This window comes from Olsenella sp. An270 (assembly GCF_002159735.1).
GTDB lineage: Bacteria > Actinomycetota > Coriobacteriia > Coriobacteriales > Atopobiaceae > Thermophilibacter.
The window spans coordinates 75,337-94,520 of the sequence record NZ_NFJF01000002.1; the positions used below are offsets into that span (position 1 = coordinate 75,337).

Here is a 19,184-nt window from a genome sequence, read left to right on the forward strand (position 1 = left end):
CGTTTTGGGAGCCGTCTGGGTGAGAACATCGGCCGTTCGCGACGTTGGACGATGGGGCAAACATTTTGTGAGGTAGACTTACTTGTTGGAAGTAGGCGTCGCGCAGAGCGTTATATTTTTGAAAATATAACGCTGACGAGGAGGTTATCCAGACATGCTGGTCGTGATTCGCGGGGCGGGGGACATCGCGTCGGGCATCGCGCTGCGCCTCTTCCGCGCGGGCATGCAGGTCGTGATGTGCGATCTCACGGTTCCCACGTCAATCCGGCGCACCGTGTGCTTCTCGGAGGCCATCCGCCTGGGCGAGACGAGCGTGGAGGGCGTGCGCGGCGTGCTGTGCGCGGACGCCGCGGCGGCGCGCATGGCTGCGGCGGCAGGAAACGTCGCCGTGCTCGTTGACCCCGAGGCCGCCTGCGTGCGAGACCTCGCACCCGACGCGCTGGTGGATGCCATTCTCGCCAAGCGCAACCTCGGCACCACGCGCGACCTGGCGCCCATTGTGATTGGCGTGGGACCCGGCTTCACCGCGCGCGAGGACTGCGACGCCGCCGTGGAGACGATGCGCGGCCACTACCTGGGGCGCGTCTACTACGAGGGCTCGCCGATCCCCAACACGGCGGTGCCCGGGCTCATCGGCGGCTACGCGGGCGAGCGCGTGATGCGCGCGCCGACGGACGGCGTCTTCGTGCCGTGCGTGGAGATCGGTGCACAGGTGGCGGCCGGCGACGTCTGCGCGACGGTGGGCGGCGAGCCCATGCGCGCGACGATCGACGGTGTGGTGCGGGGGCTCCTGCAGGCCGGCGTTCCCGTGCACAAGGGTATGAAGTGCGGCGACGTGGACCCGCGCTGTCATCCGGAGTACATCGAGAACGCCTCAGACAAGGCGTTGGCCGTGGGCGGCGGCGTGCTCGAGGCGATTCTCGCGCTCTCGGGCGAGAAGGACGAACGTGCCGAGAAGAACGCGCGTCCCGTCAACGGCTCCCTTTCCGACGAGGGCTTCGTCTCCGCGCTCGTGGCGGAGCTCGAGGCCGGACGGCGCGTGGGGCTGGCGAGCCTGCTCGCCACGAGCGGCTCGATGCCGCGCCACGAGGGAGCGCGCCTGGCGGTCCTCGCAGATGGCGAGCTCATCGGGACCGTCGGCGGCGGCGCTATCGAGCAGCTGGCCAGCGAGCGCGCCCGCGCGGCGCAGGGCGGTGGCGCTCCGAGCCTCGAGTGGTACCACACGGGCGACGCCATGACCTGCGGCGGCGACGCCCTGCTCGCGGTGCGCGCGCTCACGGCCGACGACCTGCCCGCTCTTCTCGCCGTGCGCGACGCGCTGCTGCGTGACGAGCCCGTCTGCGTGTCGGAGCGCTGGGCGGACGCCGCCGCGCCCACGATCGAGGTCGGCCCGGCCGCGCGCCTCTCCGCCCCGACCTGGGACGACGCGCGGGCCACCTACCGCGAGCCCGTCGCCGCGCCGAGCCGTCTGCACGTCTTTGGCGCCGGGCACGTGGGCGCCGCGCTCGTGGGCATGTCCGTCGCAGCGGGCTTCGAGGCGCACGTCTACGACGATCGACCGGAGCTCGCCACGAGCGAGCGCCTGCCGCAGGCAGCCACCGTGACCTGCGGCGCATTCAACGAGCTCGCCGCCAGCGCCGCCATCGGGCCGCGCGACTCCGTCGTCGTGCTCACGCACGGGCACGCCTACGACGAGACGGTCCTTCTCGCCGTGCTTTCCCGCGACGTCCAGCCCGCCTACGTGGGCTGCATCGGCAGCGCTCGCAAGGCCGCACTCGCGCGCGAGCACCTCGTCGCCGCCGGCGTGCCGGCCGAGCGCGTCGACGCCGTGGCCATGCCCATCGGCCTTGCCATCGGCGCCGTCACGCCCGCCGAGATCGCCCTCGCCATCGTGGCTCAGCTCGTCCGCCGTCGCGCCGAGCGCCGCGGCGAGGGACCGGGGAAGGGCGAGCGCGCATGACGGCCCTCGCCCGCAGACATCCCGGCCGGATCATTGCCCTTCTCGGCGCGTTGCTCGTGGCCATCGTCCTCGTGTCGCTGGCGCTCGGCCGCTATCCCATCGGCCCGGCCGACGCGCTCGAGCTCCTGGCCTCCCGCGTGGCGCCCGGCCTCGGCGACTTCTCCGCGCAGCAGGAGACGCTCTTCTTCAACGTGCGCCTGCCGCGCATCCTGCTGGTGATCCTCGTGGGTGCGAGCCTCTCGGCCGCAGGCGCCGCCTTTCAGGGCATCTTCCAGAACCCGCTCGTCTCGCCGGACTTCCTCGGCGCGTCGCAGGGCGCGGCCTTCGGCGCGTGCTGGGCCATCCTCGCGGGGGCTGGCTCGCTCGTGATCTCCGGCTCGGCCTTTGCCGTCTCGCTCGCCGCGGTGGGGATCGTGCTGCTGGTGAGCAGCCGGGCGCGCGGCAACCGGATTCTTGTCACCGTGCTCGCCGGTATCATGGTGAAGTCGCTCTTCGAGGCCGGCGTCTCCTACACCAAGCTCGTGGCCGACCCGTCCAACCAGCTGCAGGCCATCACGTTCTGGCTGCTCGGCTCGTTCAACGGCGCCAAGGTTGCCGACCTCGCGCTGGCGGCCGCGCCCATCGCGATCGGCCTCACCGGCCTCATGGCCATGCGCTGGCGCCTCAACGTCCTCACGATGTCCGACGACGAGGCGCTCTCCATGGGCGTGAACGCCCCGCGCGTGCGTGCCGTGGCCGTGCTCTTCTCGGCGCTCGTGACCGCGGCGAGCGTGGCGGTCTCCGGCCTCATCGGCTGGGTCGGGCTCGTGGTGCCGCACCTCGCGCGCGGCCTGGTGGGTAGCGACTACCGGCACCTCCTGCCTGCCAGCATGCTCGCGGGCGCGACGTTTCTCCTGGTGGTCGACGACATCGCGCGTCTCGCGCTTACGGCGGAGATCCCCATCGGCATCCTCACGTCCGTGGTGGGCGCGCCGTTCTTCCTGTGGCTCATCGTGAAGAGGGGGCGCGGCTGACATGAGCTTTGAGATCTCCGGCCTCAGCTTCTCCTACGGCGACCACGCGGTGCTCGAGGGCGTGGACCTCTCCGTTGCGGACGGCGAGCTCGCGTGCGTGCTCGGGCCCAACGGCGTGGGCAAGACCACGCTCTTCCGCTGCATCCTGGGCCTCGAGCGCCCGCGCGCGGGGACCATCCTCGTGAACGGCCGGCCGCTCGGCGAGCTCACGGTGGCCGAGCGCGCCCGCGAGATGGCCTTCGTCCCGCAGAGCCACGCGCAGGTCTTTGACTACGAGGTGCTCGACGTGGTGCTCATGAGCGCGGCGTCGCGCCTGGGTCCGCTGCGCGCGCCCGCCGCGGCCGACCGCGCCCGCGCCGAGGAGGCGCTCGAGCGCGTAGGCGTGGCGCACCTGGCGCACCGGAGCTTCATGCAGGTCTCGGGTGGCGAGCGGCAGCTCGTCCTCATCGCCCGCGCCATCGCGCAGGACGCGCGCTCGATCGTGATGGACGAGCCCACGAGCGCGCTCGACTTTGGCAACACGGCGCGCGTGATGGCGGTCGTGCGGCGGCTCGCGAGCGAGGGGCTCTCGGTGATCGCGTCCACGCACGCGCCCGACCTGGCCTATCTCTACGCGGACACGGTGCTCGCGCTCGACGGCGGGCGCGTCCGCGCGTGCGGCAGTCCGGCTGACGTCATCACCGGGCCGCTCCTGAGCGAGCTCTACGGCCTGCCCGTCGAGGTCAGCTCGCTCCACGGCGATCGGGCGCGCGCCTGCGTGCCTCTGGATATGACGAGATAGAAGGGCAGTGAGATGAGGAGAAGAACGTTCCTGTCGGTGGTCGCGGCGCTTGCGGTGGCGGTGTCGCTTGGGGCGTGCGGCGGCGCGCCGGCGGCGCAGCAGTCCGATGACCAGCAGCCCGCAGCCGAGCAGGCCACGCGCGTGGTCACGGACTCGCTCGGGCGCGAGGTGGAGATCCCGGCCGAGGTCGAGCGCATCGCGGCGTCCGGACCCGTGGCCCAGCAGGTGCTGCTCACGGTGGCGCCCGAGAAGATGGTCGGACTCTCCGGCGAGCTCACGGACGAGCAGCTCGCCTACCTCGGCGAGGACCTTGCCGACCTGCCCGTCTTTGGCCAGATCTACGGAGGCAAGGGCGACTTCAATAAGGAGGCCGTCGCCGCGGCGGACCCGCAGCTGATCATCGACATCGGCGAGGCCAAGGATTCGCTCGTCGAGGAGCTGGACACGCTGCAGGAGCAGCTCGGCATCCCGTGCGTGCACATCGACTCGACCGACCTCCACAGCTACGCCGAGCTCTATGACCAGCTCGCGGAGATCCTGGAGTCCGAGAAGGCCGCCGAGCTCGCGGACTACTGCCGCGATGCGGTGGCCGAGGTCGAGTCCGTCGTGACCGAGGTCCCCGAGGACGAGCGCCCGCACGCGGCGTACCTGCTCGGCGACACCGGCACCAACGCGATGGCGCGCGGCGGCTTCCAGTCCGGCATCATCGACATGTGCTCCGAGAACGTCGTCGTGGTGGACGACCCGTCGTCCAGCGGCAAGGGCAACGAGATCGGCCTCGAGCAAATTGCGCTCTGGGACCCCGAGCTCATCGTCTTCGTAGGCGACTCGATTTTTGACACCGTGGGCGACGAGCCGGCCTGGGCCGAGCTCAGCGCCATCAAGTCCGGCAACTACTTCCGCGCGCCGAGCGAGCCTTACAACTGGATCTCCATGCCTGCCTCGGTCAACCAGATCATCGGCCTGCAGTGGTACGCGCGCCTGTGCTACCCGGACCGCTTCGACGACGACCTGCGCGACGTGGTGGGGGAGTACTACCAGCTCTTCTACGGCCACGACCTCACGGGCGAGGGGTACGACGCGCTGATGCGCGGCGCCGTGCGGGAGTAGATCTCATTGTCTGGGTACTTTTTCGCCCTACCCTCAAGTATCGCTGTGAAGCGATAGCGGTCTGAGCTGCGCAAACTCATTGTCTGCTGTCCTGACTACTTTGAGTGCTCGAGAAAAAGTACCCAGACAATGAGTTGGGGAGCCGCGGTGCCTGTTTGTCAACCGCTTTCCTGCGGTTTTGCGGGGCCCTCGCACGGTTGCAAAAGGTTGGGTACTTTTTTGTGCATGTCCAGAGTACAAGCGCGCACGTCCTTGACGTTTTATCAGCTCAAACGCTTGTTACATTTGTCGGCTACTTTGGGGGTGAGCAAAAAAGTACCCAACCTTTTCGGGAGGCGTCAGGGAAGGGCCTCATGCAGCCGGCGGGCGCCCGACTCATCGGGGAAGAGGAGCTCGCCGGAGCGCCAGCTCTGGGCAAAGCGCGTGCGAGCGTCCTCGGCGAGCGCCGAGCGCACGACCACGAGGGCGTGGGGCCAGGCGGGCGTGGGCCCGGCATCCAGCAGCTCGAACGCTGCGGTGAGCCCGCCGCTGCAGCGCAGCTCGAGCGGGCCAATCTCGTCGATCACGAGAAGGCCGCCCTGCATGTTGCCCGAGGCCGCTGCGAGCTCGGCAAGGTGCGCGTTCACGCGGGCAAGCGCGTCGGCGTCAAAGTCCCAGCCCAGGCCGGTCGAGCACCCATCCTCGGCAGGCGTGGCGAGAAGGACGCGCTCGTGCGAGGGCAACAGCACGTTCTCGATGCCGACCTTCTTGCCGTCGCGCCACACGCCCGGCGCAAGCACGCCGCGCACGGGCACGCCAGCCGCCTCGAGCTCGCGCACACCCGCCTCGAGCCACGTGGTCTTGCCCGACCGAGTGTCTCCGGTGAGAATGAACAGCATGCCGCCTCCCAACAACCCCGCTTGGAGGAAATGATGACAGACGCGTGGTCGCTCTACGACCAGATGATCGCCCAGATTCCCGAGGACGTTCTCGTGCGGCACGTGGCCATGGGCGCTCACCACTGCCTTGTCGAGGCCGAGTGCGGGACGGGCGTGGCGGCGCTCCATCGCGGCGGCGTGCGCCTGCGCATGGAGCGCGGCTGGGTGGGGCGTCCTTTACGTGAGCTTGCGACCTGCGCCAAGTCGTGGGACTTCGAGGTGGCGTCGACGGGCGTCGCGGCGCTCAACGCCTGGCACAACCAGCTCGGGCGCCTGGACGCGCTGGGCCTGATCAGGGACGCTGAGAGCACGGACCCGTTCGTGTTTCTCGCCCCGATCGCTGCGCGCATGGCGGCGGAGAAGAACGACGGCTCGCGGCCCCGTGCGGTGGTGGTCGGCCACTTCCCACACCTCGGCGCCATCGCGGAGCATGCGAACGTCTCCGTGCTGGAGCGCGCATCCCGTGCGGACACCGACCTGCCTGACACCGCGTGCGAGTATCTGCTGCCGGATGCGGACCTCGTTGTCATGACGGGCATGACGCTCGCCAACAAGACCATGCCCCGGCTGCTGGAGCTTTCGCGCGGCGCGCTCACCTGTGTGGTGGGCCCGTCGGCCACGATCTGCGCGCCGGTGTTTGAAGCCGGCGTGGACCTCGTTGCCGGTAGCGTGGTCGCCGACGCGGCGCTGGCCCGCGAGGTCGTGACTTGCGGTGCCCCGCTCCACGGCTCCGGCGCGCTCGAGCATGTGCTCGCGGCCACGCTTTGTGGCCGCGCGGCGCTCGCGCGCTGACGCCGCGGGCTAGCTCATGCTGTTGACCATATCGTCAGTCTGTTTGATCAGCAGGTCGACAGGGGAGAGGTCCTGCCTCATAGTTGAGGCGTCTATGTAGCGCCGCCGCGCGCAGAAGCTCGCTGCCATGGACGTGCCGCGCGCGTCCGGATCGCCCTCCCCCTTCACGTAAACGAGCTGATCGGCCAGGTCGCCTGCCAGGTCTCGGCGACCCATGGCGAGAAGGACCGCAAGCAGGTCGGCAACTTGCTCGTCAGCGAGCTCCCGTACCAAGGACGCGTCGCCGTTGCGCGCCGTCGCGGCCCAGCTGACGTTCGCTGACGCATGGGCGAGCACCTGGCAGCCCGCCGGCGTGAGCCTCAGCCCCAGGTCAACGAAGGCCACACGAAAGATCATGACCGCAACGATCAGCGCAACCGACACGCCTGCGATTGCGGGGCTTGGGTCGGTGAGCGCGGCGGCCGGCCCGAACACGCACCAGAGGCAGGCGAGTATGCTGACGAGAGGGTTGAATACAAGGTAGACAAGTGGGTTCGGCCTATGAGCGAGCCCAGCTGAGCAGAGCTCGCCAACGTAATCCTTGAGGAAACGCCCGAGCCGACGGTACTGATCGGCGCTTCTCGCGTGTCTGCAGAGCTCCTCCACGCTTGAGTTCGCGGCGTCCGGGGGCATGACGAGCTTGAGTGCGTCAAGGTCGTAGCGGCTCAGGCCAGCCGTCTTCACGGCAAGGCGCAGGTGAGCGCCGTATGAGTGAATCAGCCTTTCCTTGAGGTTGCGTTGGTCTTCGTGGCGCTTTTTCGTGACAATGGGCCCCTCGTCCTCGTCGGACGTTGCAACAATGCCCGTTGCGTGGCCGCGCGCCGTGAAGGTCGCGGCTCCGTGTCCCAGCATGCGAGCGACCGCTGCGAGGGCGATCTCGTAGGCGTTTCTCTCGCTGGAGAGCTCGCTCTCCTCGTGGCAGCGCAGCGCACCGAGCAGCACCGGGTGCAGCTCGGGGACGCTGGCGGTTGCGGAAATCTCGCCAGGAATCGGCGGATCGAGCCGTTTGCTCACGCGGTTCATTGCGACGCACAGGACAAGGTAGGCAACGGGCACGCCCCATGCGACGATCCATGGGCGTGCGGTTTCCAGGATGTCTGCTGGCGAGAAGGGCATGCGCGCTCCAGTCCGATTAGCGACAACGCCCTCAGTCTAGGACGCGCCATGGCGCGCCTGGGGCAGCCGGGGCGATGCTTACGAAGCCCGTACCTTGGGACACCCGTTCTTCTCGCCAGCCTTAGAGCTCGCGCCTCTCGTAGAGCTTGAGGGAGACGGCGGCGGAGATCGCGAGTGCCACGGCCGAGAGGGCGACAAGAACTACGCAGCTCACAACCATGCCGGTTGGCGTGTCGAGCGCCTCGAGCGCAGCGGAGACAAGCTCCATGCCGGGGATGCCGCCGTCGAGCATGCCGCTGTTGCCGAGTACGACCACGGGCACCACGAAGAGCAGCACGATCACCGTGGGCAGGATCTGCGTGGCGCGCGTCTGACCCAGGCGGAAGTAGAGCGGCGTCACCACACTCGCCACGACGGCACCGATGAGCAGGGTGAAGCAGGTGACGACGGCCATGACGCCGAGCATGTCCGGGTCAAAGGCGAACGCCTCGCCGACCTCGCCGGGGAGGCCCACCGCCGAGACGACGACCGTCGCAGCGAGCGCCGCCACGAGGCCCACGACCATGCCGAGCAGGCCAAACGTCACGATGGCGGCGTAGCGGCCGAGCACGACGTCGCGCCGGGAGAGCGGGAGCGTCAGCCGGAAGAGCTCCCAGTGGTTGAGCTGGTCGTAGGCGGCCAGGCCCATCGCGCTCATCATGAAGAACATGCAGGTGAGCGTCGCCGGCATCGCGAGCGGCGTCTGCATGCCAAGTCCGATGCACAGGCTCACGAGCAGCCCCAGGCCCACGAGCTGTCGTGCGTAGTCGCGAAAGATCGTCATCTCAAGGAGGAACGCGCGCTTCATTATCGGACACCGCCCTTCAGGGTGAGGGTCATGTAGTCGTCTATGGTCATGCGGTCTACCGGGACCTCCGGGAAGTTCTCCGCAAAGGCAAAGCGGTCGGGGACGAGCACGTCGATGCCGTAGTCGTGGCGCAGGTAGCGCAGCTCGGCGTCCGGGACGACGCCCGCGTCCGCGATCTTCTCGAGGTCTGCCACGCGGCAGCGCGCGACGCCCATCTCGTCGGTGATGACGTCCTTGGGCAGGTCAAAGACGATGCGCCCGGCGTCGATGCACACGATGCGGTCCGCGATGCGCTCGAGGTCGCTCGTGATGTGGCTGCTCATGAGGATCGCGCGGCCGGGTTCGGCCACGAAGTCGCGCAGCAGGTCGAGCACCTCGTCGCGCGCCATCGGGTCCAGGCCGGCGGTGGCCTCGTCGAGGATGAGCAGGCGCGCATCGTGCGCGAGCGCGCAGGTCAGGGAGAGCTTCATGCCCATGCCGCGCGAGAGTTCCTTCACCGTCTTCTTGGCATCCAGGCCAAACTCGCCGGTCAGGCGCCCGAAGCGGTGCGCGTCCCAGGTGGCGTAGGTACGCTCGTAGATGTGCCCCACGTCCGCGACCTTGAGGTGCTCCGGAAGCGAGATCGCGTCAAAGACGACGCCGACCCGCTCCTTCACCGCCGCGCCGGACGCGCGGGAGAGCTCGTCGCTGGGCACCCCGAGCACGCTCGAGGCGCCGCCGTCCACGGGGAAGAGGCCGAGAAGGGCCTTGATGGTGGTGGACTTGCCGGCGCCGTTCTGGCCGATGAAGCCCACGACCTCGCCTTCGTTCACGGTGAGGTCCACGCCCTCCAGCGAGAAGGCGCTGTAGTGCTTGGTGAGCCCGCGGGCCTCGATGAGACTGCCGCTCATGTGACGTCCTTTCCGATGAAAAGGGGCAGTCCCTTTTCATCACTCCAGTACCAGGGCGAACATCTCGGACAGCTCGTCGTCGGTGAGGCCGACGCCGCGTCCGCGCTCCACGGCCTTGGCGAGAAGCCCCTCGACCTCCCTCATCTGCTCCTCGCGGATGAGCTCGGCGTTTCCACCGGCGACGTAGGTGCCCTTGCCCTGCACCGTCTCGATCAGGCCCGCCGCCTCCAGGTCCGCGTAGGCGCGCTTGGTGGTGATCGCGCTCACGCGCAGGCTGTTGGCGAGGGCGCGGATCGAGGGGAGCTGCTCGCCCTCCGCGAGCTGGCCCGTCACGATCGCCGACTTGATCTGGTCGGTTATCTGCTCGTAGATGGGCCTGCCGCTCGAGGTTGAGATGATGATGTCCAAGCCGTCGTCCTTCCGTGCTGGCCCGCCAGGACGTCTCCTGCGGGCCGACCGTGTATACCCGGTAAGTACAGTATATACACACCTATACACAGTGCAAGCGAGAAGGGCAAAGTTTTTCTCGACACGCCGTTTGCCCCGCTACAACCACCTTTTGTCTGTGCGAGCACAAGTCCCGGGGCGAGCGCTATACTTGCCGCGGGCGGACTTCGCGCCGCCGGAACAATCGCATAGCGCGGGGAGCTTGCAGGACGGCAGGCTGAGAGGGGGCGCGCCCGCCCCGACCCGAGGAACCTGACATGGGTAATGCCAACGGAGGGAGTTTTGCGCATGAGCACAGCTGTAGAGAAATTGGGCGGACAGGCACCGCGCGGCGAGAAGAACCTCGTCACGCAGCTCGACTATGCCCGCGCCGGGCAGATCACGCCCGAGATGCGCGCCGTGGCGGAGGCGGAGCGCCGAGACCCGGAGTTCGTCCGTGCGGGCGTGGCGGCGGGGCGCATCGCCATCCCGGCCAACGTCCGCCACCTCGAGAAGGGCCTCGTGCCGCGCGGCGTGGGCGCGGGCCTCTCCACCAAGGTCAACGTCAACCTCGGCATCTCCGGGGACGTGGCGGACGCCAGCATGGAGTGGGAGAAGGTTGGCACGGCCGAGAAGTACGGCGCGGACGCCATCATGGACCTTTCCAACTCCGGCAAGACCCGCTTCTTCCGGCAGCAGCTCGTGGAGCGCACGCCGCTCATGGTGGGCACCGTCCCCATGTACGACGCCATCGGCTACATGGAGAAGCCGCTCGTGGAGCTCACTGCCGAGGACCTTCTCGCCACGGTGCGCGCCCACGCGGAGGACGGCGTGGACTTCCTCACCATCCATTGCGGCATCAACCGTCGCGTGATCGAGACCTTCAAGGAGACCGGGCGCCTCATGAACATCGTCAGCCGCGGCGGGTCGCTGCTGTTTGGCTGGATGGAGGTCACGGGCAACGAGAACCCCTTCTTCGAGCACTACGACGAGGTGCTCGAGATCTGTCACGAGTACGACGTGACCATCTCGCTGGGCGACTCGTGCCGGCCGGGCTGCCTCTTCGACGCCAACGACGCCGCCGAGACGGCCGAGATGATCGAGCTCGGCAAGCTCACGAAGCGCGCCTGGGACGCGGGCGTGCAGGTCATGATCGAAGGCCCGGGCCACATGGCCATCAACGAGATCGCCGCCAACGTGACGATGGAGAAGCGCCTCTGCCACGGCGCGCCGTACTACGTGCTCGGCCCGCTCGTGACGGACGTGGGCGTGGGCTACGACCACATCACGGCGGCCATCGGTGGGGCCATCTCGGCGAGCGCCGGGGCAGACTTCCTCTGCTACGTGACGCCGGCCGAGCACCTCTGCCTGCCCGACGCAAAGGACGTGCTCGACGGTCTTATCGCCACCCGGATTGCCGCGCACGCGGCGGACATCGCCAAGGGCGTGCCCGGCGCGCGCGAGGCGGACGACCGCATGGGCGACGCCCGGCGGCGCCTGGCCTGGGGCGAGATGTGGGACTATGCGCTCGACCCGGACACGGCCCGTGCGCGCCACGAGGCCTCGCCCGCCTCGACGGAGGGGACCTGCACCATGTGCGGCAAGATGTGCGCCGTCCGCACGGTGAACAAGGTCTTCGAGGGCACCACGATCGACCTCGACCTGGAATAAGGGGCTGCCATGGCACAGATAAACGGCAGGACCGCGCCCGAGGCCGACGGCCGGACCGTCGCCGAGGTGCTGGAGCAGATGGGATACGAGCGTGCCCGCGTGGCGTGCGAGCTCAACGGGGAGATTCTTCCCCGCGCCGAGTTTGATGTCCGCCGGCTGACGGCCGAGGACGCGCTCGAGGTCGTCCGCTTCGTGGGAGGCGGCTGATGGCGGGGGAGAGGGACGTCGAGAGGGGCGGTGCCGTCGTGGGGGACGCTCTCCCCGACGCCCTCGAGTGCCGTATCGGGCACGAGGCGCGGGAGCGCCTGCGCGCGGCGCGCATCGGGATCGCAGGGGCGGGCGGGCTCGGCTCCAACATCGCCGTCATGCTTGCGCGCAGCGGGGTGGGCGAGCTCGTTGTCGCCGACTTTGACGTGGTTGACGAGGGCAACCTCAACCGTCAGCACTACTTCCGCGAGCATCTGGGCCGTCCCAAGGTCGAGGCGCTCGCCGAGCAGCTCCTCGCCATCGGCTCGGGCACGCGCGTGCGTGCGCTGCGCACCCGCGTCACGCCCGAGAACGCCCGGGGGATCTTCGAGGGGTGCGACATTGTCTGCGAGGCCTTCGACGACCCCGAGGCCAAGGCGCTTCTCGCCGAGGAGCTCCTCACCCTGCCCGAGGGTCCCGTGCTCGTCACTGGCAACGGCATGGCGGGCGCGGGCCCGGCGAGCGAGATCGTCACGAGGCGGGTGAGCCGGCGCTTCTACGTCTGCGGCGACGGCGCGTCGGACGTCGGGGCGACCGGTGCGCTTCTCGCCCCGCGCGTCGCGCTCTGCGCCGCCCAGCAGGCTCTTCTCGCCGTGAGGATCGTCCTGGGGCTCGAGGTCTCCTGACGTCCCCGGTTATCTGGCAACCAAACGCGCCGCGGGCCGACCTGTTTTGCGGGGCCCAGCGCCCGCGACGCCCATCAACGAAAGGAAGCACCATGACAGAGCACATCGCATCGGGCGCCGTCGCGCCCAGCGCGGACACCTGGACCCTCGGCGGCAAGGAGTTTGCGTCGCGCTTCATCCTGGGGTCGGGTAAGTTCAGGCTCGACGTGGTCAGGGCGGCTGTGGAGGACGCGGGCGCGCAGATCGTGACCCTTGCTGTTCGCCGCGCCAACACCAATCAGGAGGGGAGCATCCTCGATGCCGTGCCCGAGGGCGTGACGCTTCTGCCCAACACCTCGGGCGCCCGCACGGCGGAGGAGGCCGTGCGCATCGCCCGCCTCGCGCGTGAGCTCGGCTGCGGCGACTTTGTCAAGGTCGAGGTCATCCGCGACGCGCGCTACCTCCTGCCCGACAACGCAGAGACCGTCCGCGCCACCGACATGCTGGCGAGCGAGGGCTTCACGGTGCTGCCGTACATGTACCCCGACCTCAACGTCGCGCGCGACCTGGTGAGCGCGGGCGCGGCCGCCGTCATGCCTCTCGGCGCGCCCATCGGCTCCAACCGCGGCTTGGTGACGCGGGACTTCATCCGCATCCTCATAGAGGAGATTGACCTGCCGGTGATCGTGGACGCGGGCATCGGGCGCCCGTCGCAGGCGTGCGAGGCCATGGAGATGGGCGCGGCTGCCGTCATGGCCAACACGGCCGTGGCCACCGCCGGCAACATCCCGCTCATGGCGCGCGCCTTTGGCGACGCGGTGCGGGCCGGTCGCGCGGCGTTCCTTGCGGGTCCCGGTCGCGTGCTCGACGGCGCGGGCGAGGCCTCGAGCCCGCTCACCGGATTTCTGGGGGAGGAGGCCAGATGAGCGCGGACGAGAAGAACGTGCAGGTAGTGGGGCCTGAGACCGTACCCGTGGGCAAGCGCTGCCGGCGCATCGTCTCCATGGACGAGAAGGACATGGCGCACGCCATCCACACCGACTACGGCCTGGACACCATGACCTTCCTGCCCGACATGGACGTCCTGGACAACGGCATGTTCGACCGCGTGCTCGACGCCGTGGAGGCCTACGACCCCGACGCCGTGACCGCCGCCGACGTGCGCCGCGTGCTCGACGCCGACGTGGTGGAGCCCGCCGACTTCGGCGTGCTCGTGTCGCCCGCGGCCGAGCCCTTCCTCGAGGAGATGGCCGAGCGGGCCCGGGCCGAGCGCGTGCGCTGGTTTGGCACAAACATCCAGTTCTTCACGCCGCTCTACTTGGCAAACTACTGCGAGAACCGCTGCGTGTACTGCGGCTTCAACTGCGAGAGCGGCATCCGTCGCGCCCGCCTGGACGAGGGGCAGACCATCGCCGAGCTCGACGCCATCGCCGCCACGGGCCAGGAGGAGATCCTGCTGCTCACCGGCGAGGACCCGGTGACGTCGGACGTGGACTACATCGCACGCGCCTGCGAGCTCGCGGCCGCGCGCTTCAGGAATGTTGGCGTCGAGGTGTACCCCGCCAACGTGGCCGACTACGCGCGCCTGCACGAGGCCGGCGCGGACTTCGTGACCGTGTTCCAGGAGACCTATGACCCGGTGCGCTACGCCAAGCTCCACCTGCGCGGCCGCAAGCGCATCATGCCCTACCGCTTCGAGGCGCAGGAGCGCGCGCTCAGGGGCGGCATGCGCGGCGTGGCTTTCGCGCCGCTGCTTGGCCTCTCGGAGTTTCGCCGTGACGCGCTCGCCTGCGCGCTGCACGCCTACTACGTGAGCCGGGCCTACCCGCACGCGGAGATCTCCTTCTCGTGCCCGCGCCTGCGTCCCGCCGCGGGCGCCGTCACGCCTAACGGGCCGCACGTGAGCGAGGCGCAGCTCCTGCAGGTTATCTGCGCCTACCGCCTGTTCATGCCCTTCGCCGGCGTCACGGTCTCGTCGCGCGAGTCGGCGCGCTTCCGCGACCACGTGGCCACGATCACGGCCACCAAGGTCTCGGCCGGCGTGTCCACGGGCATCGGCGAGCACGCGCACCAGGCCGAGGAGGGCGACGACCAGTTTGAGATCGACGACGGCCGCAGCCTGGCCGAGATGTGCGCCGCCATGCGCGACATGGGGCTCGAGCCGGTCATGAACGACCACGTTCTGGTGTGAGGGCGCCCATGGGATCGCTCTTTGATGGAGGCTTCCTGCGCGTTGCCATGACGGACCGGCGCCGCTGCGCGCGGCCGCTGCCCGAGCAGGTGGCGCGGGTCGCCGGTGCCTACGACGCGCTCATCATGCGCGAGAAGGACCTGGACGACGGTGCGTACGCCGCGCTTGCCCGCGAGGTCATGGAGGCCTGCGAGCGCGCGGGCGTCGCCTTTGTCGCCCACGGCCACGTGCCCGCCGCCCGTGAGGCCGGCGCGTCTCGCCTGCACCTGCCGCTGCCCGCGCTTGAGCGTGACGGCCGCCCGGAGGGGTTTGACCTCGTCGGTACCAACGTGCACGAGGTGGACGAGGTGGCGGTTGCCGAGGGACTCGGCGCCGACTACCTTGTGGCGAGCCCCGTCTTTGCGCCGTCATGCAAGCCGCTCCCGGGCCGCGGGGTCGCGTTTCTCGAGCAGGTCATCGCTGCGGCCCATGTGCCGGTGCTCGCCCTCGGCGGCATCACCGACGCCACCGAGCCTGCCGTCCGCGCCGCCGGTGCCGCCGGTGCCGTCCGCATGTCCGACGCCATGGCGTGAGCCCAGGAAAGGAGACGCCCCTCATGGACGCCAATCACATGGATGTGGGACCCGTCGTCCGCGGGTCCTTCTCGCCCGCCGACATCCGCCGCGGCATGCTGCTCTACGCGGTGACGGATCGCTCCTGGCTCAGGGGGCGTTCGCTCGTGGATTGCGTCCGCGCGGCGGTCGCGGGCGGAGCCACCTTCGTGCAGCTCCGCGAGAAGGGCCTCTCGACAGACGAGATTGTGGCGGAGGCGCGACAGCTCCTGCCCCTCTGCCGAGCGGCCGGCGTGCCCCTCGTGATCGACGACGACGTGGAGGCGGCCCGGCGCAGCGGCGCGGACGGCGTGCACGTGGGGCAGTCTGACACGGCGTGCGCCGCCGCGCGCGAGGCGCTCGGGCCGGACGCCATCGTGGGGGTCTCGGCCCACACGGTGGAGGAGGCGCTCGCCGCTCAGGCGGCCGGTGCCGACTACCTGGGTGTGGGGGCGCTGTTTGGGACGTCCACCAAGTCCGACACCGTGGCCGTGTCCCTCGAGGGCCTCGCGCGCATCTGCGCCGCCGTGGATATCCCGGTGACGGCCATCGGGGGCGTGAGCACGCGCACGCTGCCCTCGCTCGCGGGGACGGGCGTCGCCGGCGCGGCGGTGGTCTCGGCGATCTTTGCCGCCGAGGACATCGAGGCCGTAACGCGCGAGCTGCGCCGCCTTGCCGCGGACGCCGTCGGGTCGAGATAGGGGGTCTCATGGACACGAGGAGCTGGAGCGTTCCCGCGGTGCTCGCGATTGCCGGCTCGGACTCGAGCGGCGGCGCGGGCATCCAGGCGGACATCAAGACCATCGCCGCGCACGGGCTCTTTGCCGAGACCGCGATAACCGCGCTCACGGCGCAGAACACCTGTGGCGTGCGCGACGTCATGGAGGCCACGCCCCAGATGGTGGCCGAGCAGATCGACGCCGTCTTCGAGGACATCCCACCCGCCGCGGTCAAGGTGGGCATGGTGTCCTCCGCGGCGATCGTCGAGACCATAGCCGAGCGGCTCGAGCACTGGGGCGCCAAGAACGTGGTCGTGGACCCGGTGATGGTGGCCACCTCGGGCGCGCGTCTCATAGACGACGGTGCGGCGGCGGCGCTCGTGGGGCGCCTGCTGCCGCTCGCGCGCGTGATCACGCCCAACATCCCCGAGGCGGAGGCTCTTCTCGGCGAGCCGGTGCGCTCTGAGGCGGAGCAGGAGGCGGCCGCGCTCGCGCTTGCCGAGCGCCTGGGCTGCGCCGTGCTCGTCAAGGGCGGTCATGGCGTGGCGGACGCCAATGACGTGCTGGTGGAGTCGGCTGTCGATGACGAGGGCGTCCCGCGCGTGACGTGGCTGCGTGCCCCGCGCGTGGAGACCGAGAACACCCATGGCACGGGCTGCACGCTCTCGAGCGCCATCGCCTGCGGCCTGGCGGAGGGCCTCGCGCTGCCCGAGGCGGTGTCGCGTGCGAAGGACTACCTCACCGGTGCGCTCTCCTCCGGTCTGGATTTGGGACGCGGCTCCGGTCCCGTGGACCACATGTGGCGCCATCGCGCGAAATAACGCGCGAACCGCTCGGCGTTAGCTTCGCAGCACCTTCTCCAGCGCCTTGCCGCGGGCGAGCTCGTCGACCAGCTTGTCCAGGTAGCGGGCACATCTCTCCACGGGGTCCTCGATCGCGGCCACGTCCACACCGCAGACCTTGCCGGTGATGAGCGCGCGGTTGGGGTTCAGCGCCGGGGCCTCGTCGAAGAACTCCTGGTAGGTGACGCCGCGCTCAAGCTGCCGGGCGAGGCCTGCCTCGTCGTAGCCGGTGAGCCAGCAGCACGCGGCGTCGACCTCCGCGCGCGTGCGCCCCTTGCGCTCGGCCTTCTGCACGAGCAGGGGATAGACCTTCGAGAACGACATCTCCGCGATCGACTTGCGCGCCATGGGACCTCCAATGATACGAGGGGACAGTCCCTTTGTATCACTCCGGATCGGGGCTGTGCATGAGCTGGGTGAGCGCGAGGCACGCGACGCCGATGCCCAGGAGCCCGAGCGCGTTTCTCGGCTCCACCTCGTCCATGACGGTGAGCGCGGTCACGCCCACGCCCATGGCGAGCGCGACCGCCTTGAGGACGAGCTCCACGAGCGCGGGCACGCGGGACCCCGTCGGCTCCTCCTGCGCAGCTGTTTTCACCTCGAGCAGCTCGTCCACCGAGGTGCCCAGCACCTCGGCGAGCTTAGGCAGCGACGCCACGTCCGGGAACGACAGGTCGCGCTCCCACTTGCTCACTGCCTTGTCTGTGACGCCCATCTGCCGGGCGAGCTCGAGCTGCGTCAGGCCCTTCTCCTTGCGCAGGGCGGAGATGGTGGCGCCAAAGGTCTGCTTGGTCATGGTGGTCCTTTCGCTGGGGTCCGTCTGGCAGGGACATCGTCATGCGACGCCACCCCGCGCTCAACCGACCGCCAGTTGAGTTGGCTCGACCGTTGGTAGAGTCCCAGTTTACGGCAGGTAACCTTGCGAAACCGTTAGGGGAGCATAAGCCCGGGCGATGGCGCGTCGGGCGGGCGAGAAGGACGATGGGCCTGTCACTGATGCCGGCCGGAAGGAGCCGCCATGCCCGTCACCCTGCGCGTCGCGCTCGGCAACGTCTCGCGCTGCGCACGCGACTATTCGGTCTATCTTGTCACGCTCGCCTTTGCCACGTGCCTGCTCTATGCCTTCAACGCCTCGGGCGACTACCTCCTGGCGATGCCGCTCACGGGCTCGCAGCTCGAGGTCATCCACAAGGCGCGCGACATCACCGGTGCCTTCTCGGTCTTTGTGGTGCTGGTCTTCGCCGTGCTCGTGGCCTACGCCACGCGCTTCATCGTGCGGAGGCGCTCGCGGGAGTTCGGGACGTACGCGCTGCTCGGGATGCGCACGCCGGCGCTCGCGGCGATACTTGCGACGGAGGGCGTGCTCGTGGGGCTCGCGGCGCTGGCGGCGGGCCTCGCGCTCGGTGCGGCGGCGTCGCCTGCCTTCGGCGCGATCGCGGCGTTCGTCTTTGGCGTGCCGTGGCGGTTTGCCTGGTCCTTCTCGCCCGCGGCCGCGCTCGACGCGTGCGCGTGGTTCGCCGGGATCGAGGGGTTGGCGATCGTGCTCTCCGTGGTTGACGTACTGCGCCGGCCGCTCGTGGAGCTGCTTGAGCGGGACCGAGCGCCGGAGCGGCTCGCGCTGTCTGACAACCGTGGCGTGACGCGTGCGCAGGCGGTGCTGGCCGTGGTTCTTCTCGTTGTGGTGTGGGGCTCGTGCGTGGCCCAGCCCGGGCTCTTTGTGCTTGCGATCCTGCCGATGGGATGGGCGGCCTATGTGGCCACCTCGCTCGTCTTTCGCCTGGTGGCAACGGGTGTGCCCGGCTGCGTGCGCCGCGGCTCCCGCTACTGGGAGGGGCTGCGCGCCTTCACGCTGCGGCAGGTGGAGGGTCACGTGTCCACGGGCTGCCAGGCCCTCTCGTGCACCTGCGTGCTCGTGGCGTGCGCGGTTTGCATGATCTGCGCGGGGCTCCTGTTCTCGGTGGGCCAGCGCGCGGCCGGGCTCGCGGACCCGAGCGCGCCGGCGGAGGCGTCGCTCGCGCCGATCGGCTACGTGGGGATCTTCTACGGGGAGGCGTTTCTCGTGGCCGCCGCTGCGGTGCTCGCGCTGCAGCAGGTGAGCCAGGCCGCGGACGGGCGGAGCGCCTATGCCACGCTTGCCGCGCTCGGGACGGACGAGCGGGAGGCGCGCGGCGCCGTGCGGGCGCAGGTGGGCGTCGCCTTCGTGCTACCGGCGGCGCTCGCGGTGGTGCACGACTGCTTTGGCCTTCTCCTAGTGCGCCAGCTCGCGCTCGGGGTGCCCGACGAGGTGTTTCTCGTCATCGCGGCCTGCTCGGTCGTGGGCACGCTCGGGCTTCTCGTCCTGTACTACCTGCTCTGCGTCCGCGAGTGCACGCGTGTGCTGCTGGGTGGGGCGTCGAGTCTTGGTTGACCGCGCGCGAGAAGGACCAGTT

At 69.6% G+C, this 19,184-nt stretch carries 21 protein-coding genes and 1 riboswitch; of the genes, 14 read left to right on the plus strand and 7 right to left on the minus strand.

From position 1 onward, the window contains the following. The first annotated feature begins 154 nt into the window (after positions 1 to 154). From yqeB to B5F73_RS02680, 4 genes are read left to right on the plus strand one after another with little or no spacing between them, the layout of a single operon-like run. Positions 155 to 1,960, plus strand: coding sequence for a selenium-dependent molybdenum cofactor biosynthesis protein YqeB (gene yqeB / locus B5F73_RS02665; RefSeq protein ID WP_087226051.1), 1,806 nt, complete (start codon positions 155 to 157; stop codon positions 1,958 to 1,960). Then, on the plus strand, positions 1,957 to 2,973 hold the full coding sequence (locus tag B5F73_RS02670) for an iron ABC transporter permease (RefSeq protein WP_087226054.1): 1,017 nt from the start codon (positions 1,957 to 1,959) through the stop codon (positions 2,971 to 2,973). Before yqeB ends, B5F73_RS02670 begins: the two co-directional genes overlap by 4 nt. 1 nt (position 2,974) lies before the next feature. Then, positions 2,975 to 3,754: an ABC transporter ATP-binding protein gene (locus tag B5F73_RS02675; RefSeq protein ID WP_087226057.1), complete on the plus strand. Its 780-nt coding sequence runs from the start codon at positions 2,975 to 2,977 to the stop codon at positions 3,752 to 3,754. 12 nt (positions 3,755 to 3,766) lie between these two features. Further along, complete coding sequence (locus tag B5F73_RS02680; RefSeq protein ID WP_087226060.1) at positions 3,767 to 4,864, plus strand: ABC transporter substrate-binding protein; 1,098 nt, start codon at positions 3,767 to 3,769, stop codon at positions 4,862 to 4,864. 338 nt (positions 4,865 to 5,202) lie between these two features. Here B5F73_RS02680 and B5F73_RS02685 read toward each other — a convergent pair whose 3' ends face one another. Continuing rightward, positions 5,203 to 5,742 carry a nucleoside-triphosphatase gene (locus B5F73_RS02685; protein ID WP_158094743.1) on the minus strand — a complete coding sequence of 180 codons (540 nt, stop codon included), beginning with the start codon at positions 5,740 to 5,742 and terminating at the stop codon, positions 5,203 to 5,205. Positions 5,743 to 5,775: 33 nt separating this feature from the next. Between B5F73_RS02685 and B5F73_RS02690 the strand changes: the two genes are divergently transcribed. Then, the gene (locus B5F73_RS02690; protein WP_158094744.1) at positions 5,776 to 6,573 is read left to right on the plus strand and encodes a DUF364 domain-containing protein; all 798 of its coding nucleotides are present in this window, start codon (positions 5,776 to 5,778) and stop codon (positions 6,571 to 6,573) included. 9 nt (positions 6,574 to 6,582) lie between these two features. Here the strand turns inward: B5F73_RS02690 and B5F73_RS02695 are convergent, their stop codons facing one another. The 4 genes from B5F73_RS02695 to B5F73_RS02710 all read right to left on the minus strand — a co-directional run bounded on the left by B5F73_RS02695 (position 6,583) and on the right by B5F73_RS02710 (position 9,873). Beyond that, complete coding sequence (locus B5F73_RS02695; RefSeq protein WP_087226069.1) at positions 6,583 to 7,728, minus strand: hypothetical protein; 1,146 nt, start codon at positions 7,726 to 7,728, stop codon at positions 6,583 to 6,585. 121 nt (positions 7,729 to 7,849) lie between these two features. Further along, complete coding sequence (locus B5F73_RS02700) at positions 7,850 to 8,575, minus strand: ABC-2 transporter permease (protein ID WP_087226072.1); 726 nt, start codon at positions 8,573 to 8,575, stop codon at positions 7,850 to 7,852. Then, the gene (locus B5F73_RS02705) at positions 8,575 to 9,465 is read right to left on the minus strand and encodes an ABC transporter ATP-binding protein (RefSeq protein WP_087226075.1); all 891 of its coding nucleotides are present in this window, start codon (positions 9,463 to 9,465) and stop codon (positions 8,575 to 8,577) included. The genes B5F73_RS02700 and B5F73_RS02705 overlap by 1 nt, the downstream gene beginning before the upstream one ends. 39 nt (positions 9,466 to 9,504) lie before the next feature. Continuing rightward, positions 9,505 to 9,873 carry a GntR family transcriptional regulator gene (locus tag B5F73_RS02710; RefSeq protein WP_087226078.1) on the minus strand — a complete coding sequence of 123 codons (369 nt, stop codon included), beginning with the start codon at positions 9,871 to 9,873 and terminating at the stop codon, positions 9,505 to 9,507. Between the two features lie 223 nt (positions 9,874 to 10,096). After that, a riboswitch (TPP riboswitch) is annotated at positions 10,097 to 10,209 on the plus strand. Here B5F73_RS02710 and thiC point away from each other — a divergent pair. The 8 genes from thiC to thiD all read left to right on the plus strand — a co-directional run bounded on the left by thiC (position 10,201) and on the right by thiD (position 16,734). Continuing rightward, positions 10,201 to 11,562, plus strand: a complete 1,362-nt coding sequence (gene thiC, locus B5F73_RS02715; protein ID WP_087226081.1) for a phosphomethylpyrimidine synthase ThiC — start codon at positions 10,201 to 10,203, stop codon at positions 11,560 to 11,562. (Overlaps the previous riboswitch by 9 nt.) Before the next feature lie 9 nt (positions 11,563 to 11,571). Then, positions 11,572 to 11,769, plus strand: coding sequence for a sulfur carrier protein ThiS (thiS, locus tag B5F73_RS02720; RefSeq protein WP_087226084.1), 198 nt, complete (start codon positions 11,572 to 11,574; stop codon positions 11,767 to 11,769). Continuing rightward, positions 11,769 to 12,434, plus strand: coding sequence for a sulfur carrier protein ThiS adenylyltransferase ThiF (thiF, locus tag B5F73_RS02725; RefSeq protein WP_087226087.1), 666 nt, complete (start codon positions 11,769 to 11,771; stop codon positions 12,432 to 12,434). The genes thiS and thiF overlap by 1 nt, the downstream gene beginning before the upstream one ends. 92 nt (positions 12,435 to 12,526) lie before the next feature. After that, positions 12,527 to 13,339 carry a thiazole synthase gene (locus B5F73_RS02730; RefSeq protein WP_087226090.1) on the plus strand — a complete coding sequence of 271 codons (813 nt, stop codon included), beginning with the start codon at positions 12,527 to 12,529 and terminating at the stop codon, positions 13,337 to 13,339. After that, positions 13,336 to 14,604 carry a 2-iminoacetate synthase ThiH gene (gene thiH / locus B5F73_RS02735; RefSeq protein WP_087226093.1) on the plus strand — a complete coding sequence of 423 codons (1,269 nt, stop codon included), beginning with the start codon at positions 13,336 to 13,338 and terminating at the stop codon, positions 14,602 to 14,604. Before B5F73_RS02730 ends, thiH begins: the two co-directional genes overlap by 4 nt. Positions 14,605 to 14,612: 8 nt before the next feature. Then, a complete protein-coding gene (locus B5F73_RS02740; protein ID WP_087226096.1) occupies positions 14,613 to 15,176 on the plus strand; it encodes a thiamine phosphate synthase in 564 nt (187 codons plus the stop codon). A 23-nt stretch (positions 15,177 to 15,199) separates the two neighbouring features. Continuing rightward, positions 15,200 to 15,895: a thiamine phosphate synthase gene (gene thiE, locus B5F73_RS02745; RefSeq protein ID WP_239379777.1), complete on the plus strand. Its 696-nt coding sequence runs from the start codon at positions 15,200 to 15,202 to the stop codon at positions 15,893 to 15,895. A gap of 8 nt (positions 15,896 to 15,903) precedes the next feature. After that, the gene (gene thiD / locus B5F73_RS02750; protein ID WP_087226099.1) at positions 15,904 to 16,734 is read left to right on the plus strand and encodes a bifunctional hydroxymethylpyrimidine kinase/phosphomethylpyrimidine kinase; all 831 of its coding nucleotides are present in this window, start codon (positions 15,904 to 15,906) and stop codon (positions 16,732 to 16,734) included. An 18-nt stretch (positions 16,735 to 16,752) separates the two neighbouring features. Here thiD and B5F73_RS02755 read toward each other — a convergent pair whose 3' ends face one another. Then, entirely contained in the window at positions 16,753 to 17,103 is a 351-nt protein-coding gene (locus B5F73_RS02755; protein WP_087226102.1) for a DUF2200 domain-containing protein, read from the minus strand. 37 nt (positions 17,104 to 17,140) lie between these two features. Beyond that, entirely contained in the window at positions 17,141 to 17,551 is a 411-nt protein-coding gene (locus B5F73_RS02760) for a helix-turn-helix transcriptional regulator (protein WP_087226105.1), read from the minus strand. Between the two features lie 222 nt (positions 17,552 to 17,773). Here B5F73_RS02760 and B5F73_RS02765 point away from each other — a divergent pair, with 222 nt between their 5' ends. Beyond that, complete coding sequence (locus tag B5F73_RS02765; protein WP_087226108.1) at positions 17,774 to 19,162, plus strand: FtsX-like permease family protein; 1,389 nt, start codon at positions 17,774 to 17,776, stop codon at positions 19,160 to 19,162. The last annotated feature ends 22 nt before the right edge of the window (positions 19,163 to 19,184 follow it).

What these genes read in the sequence shown, in the direction of transcription:
- yqeB (WP_087226051.1), top strand. Translation starts at nt 155, where the DNA reads ATGCTGGTCGTGATTCGCGGGGCGGGGGACATCGCGTCGGGCATCGCG.
- B5F73_RS02670 (WP_087226054.1), top strand. Translation starts at nt 1,957, where the DNA reads ATGACGGCCCTCGCCCGCAGACATCCCGGCCGGATCATTGCCCTTCTC.
- B5F73_RS02675 (WP_087226057.1), top strand. Translation starts at nt 2,975, where the DNA reads ATGAGCTTTGAGATCTCCGGCCTCAGCTTCTCCTACGGCGACCACGCG.
- B5F73_RS02680 (WP_087226060.1), top strand. Translation starts at nt 3,767, where the DNA reads ATGAGGAGAAGAACGTTCCTGTCGGTGGTCGCGGCGCTTGCGGTGGCG.
- B5F73_RS02685 (WP_158094743.1), bottom strand. Translation starts at nt 5,742, where the DNA reads ATGCTGTTCATTCTCACCGGAGACACTCGGTCGGGCAAGACCACGTGG.
- B5F73_RS02690 (WP_158094744.1), top strand. Translation starts at nt 5,776, where the DNA reads ATGACAGACGCGTGGTCGCTCTACGACCAGATGATCGCCCAGATTCCC.
- B5F73_RS02695 (WP_087226069.1), bottom strand. Translation starts at nt 7,728, where the DNA reads ATGCCCTTCTCGCCAGCAGACATCCTGGAAACCGCACGCCCATGGATC.
- B5F73_RS02700 (WP_087226072.1), bottom strand. Translation starts at nt 8,575, where the DNA reads ATGAAGCGCGCGTTCCTCCTTGAGATGACGATCTTTCGCGACTACGCA.
- B5F73_RS02705 (WP_087226075.1), bottom strand. Translation starts at nt 9,465, where the DNA reads ATGAGCGGCAGTCTCATCGAGGCCCGCGGGCTCACCAAGCACTACAGC.
- thiC (WP_087226081.1), top strand. Translation starts at nt 10,201, where the DNA reads ATGAGCACAGCTGTAGAGAAATTGGGCGGACAGGCACCGCGCGGCGAG.
- thiS (WP_087226084.1), top strand. Translation starts at nt 11,572, where the DNA reads ATGGCACAGATAAACGGCAGGACCGCGCCCGAGGCCGACGGCCGGACC.
- thiF (WP_087226087.1), top strand. Translation starts at nt 11,769, where the DNA reads ATGGCGGGGGAGAGGGACGTCGAGAGGGGCGGTGCCGTCGTGGGGGAC.
- B5F73_RS02730 (WP_087226090.1), top strand. Translation starts at nt 12,527, where the DNA reads ATGACAGAGCACATCGCATCGGGCGCCGTCGCGCCCAGCGCGGACACC.
- thiH (WP_087226093.1), top strand. Translation starts at nt 13,336, where the DNA reads ATGAGCGCGGACGAGAAGAACGTGCAGGTAGTGGGGCCTGAGACCGTA.
- B5F73_RS02740 (WP_087226096.1), top strand. Translation starts at nt 14,613, where the DNA reads ATGGGATCGCTCTTTGATGGAGGCTTCCTGCGCGTTGCCATGACGGAC.
- thiE (WP_239379777.1), top strand. Translation starts at nt 15,200, where the DNA reads ATGGACGCCAATCACATGGATGTGGGACCCGTCGTCCGCGGGTCCTTC.
- thiD (WP_087226099.1), top strand. Translation starts at nt 15,904, where the DNA reads ATGGACACGAGGAGCTGGAGCGTTCCCGCGGTGCTCGCGATTGCCGGC.
- B5F73_RS02755 (WP_087226102.1), bottom strand. Translation starts at nt 17,103, where the DNA reads ATGGCGCGCAAGTCGATCGCGGAGATGTCGTTCTCGAAGGTCTATCCC.
- B5F73_RS02760 (WP_087226105.1), bottom strand. Translation starts at nt 17,551, where the DNA reads ATGACCAAGCAGACCTTTGGCGCCACCATCTCCGCCCTGCGCAAGGAG.
- B5F73_RS02765 (WP_087226108.1), top strand. Translation starts at nt 17,774, where the DNA reads ATGCCCGTCACCCTGCGCGTCGCGCTCGGCAACGTCTCGCGCTGCGCA.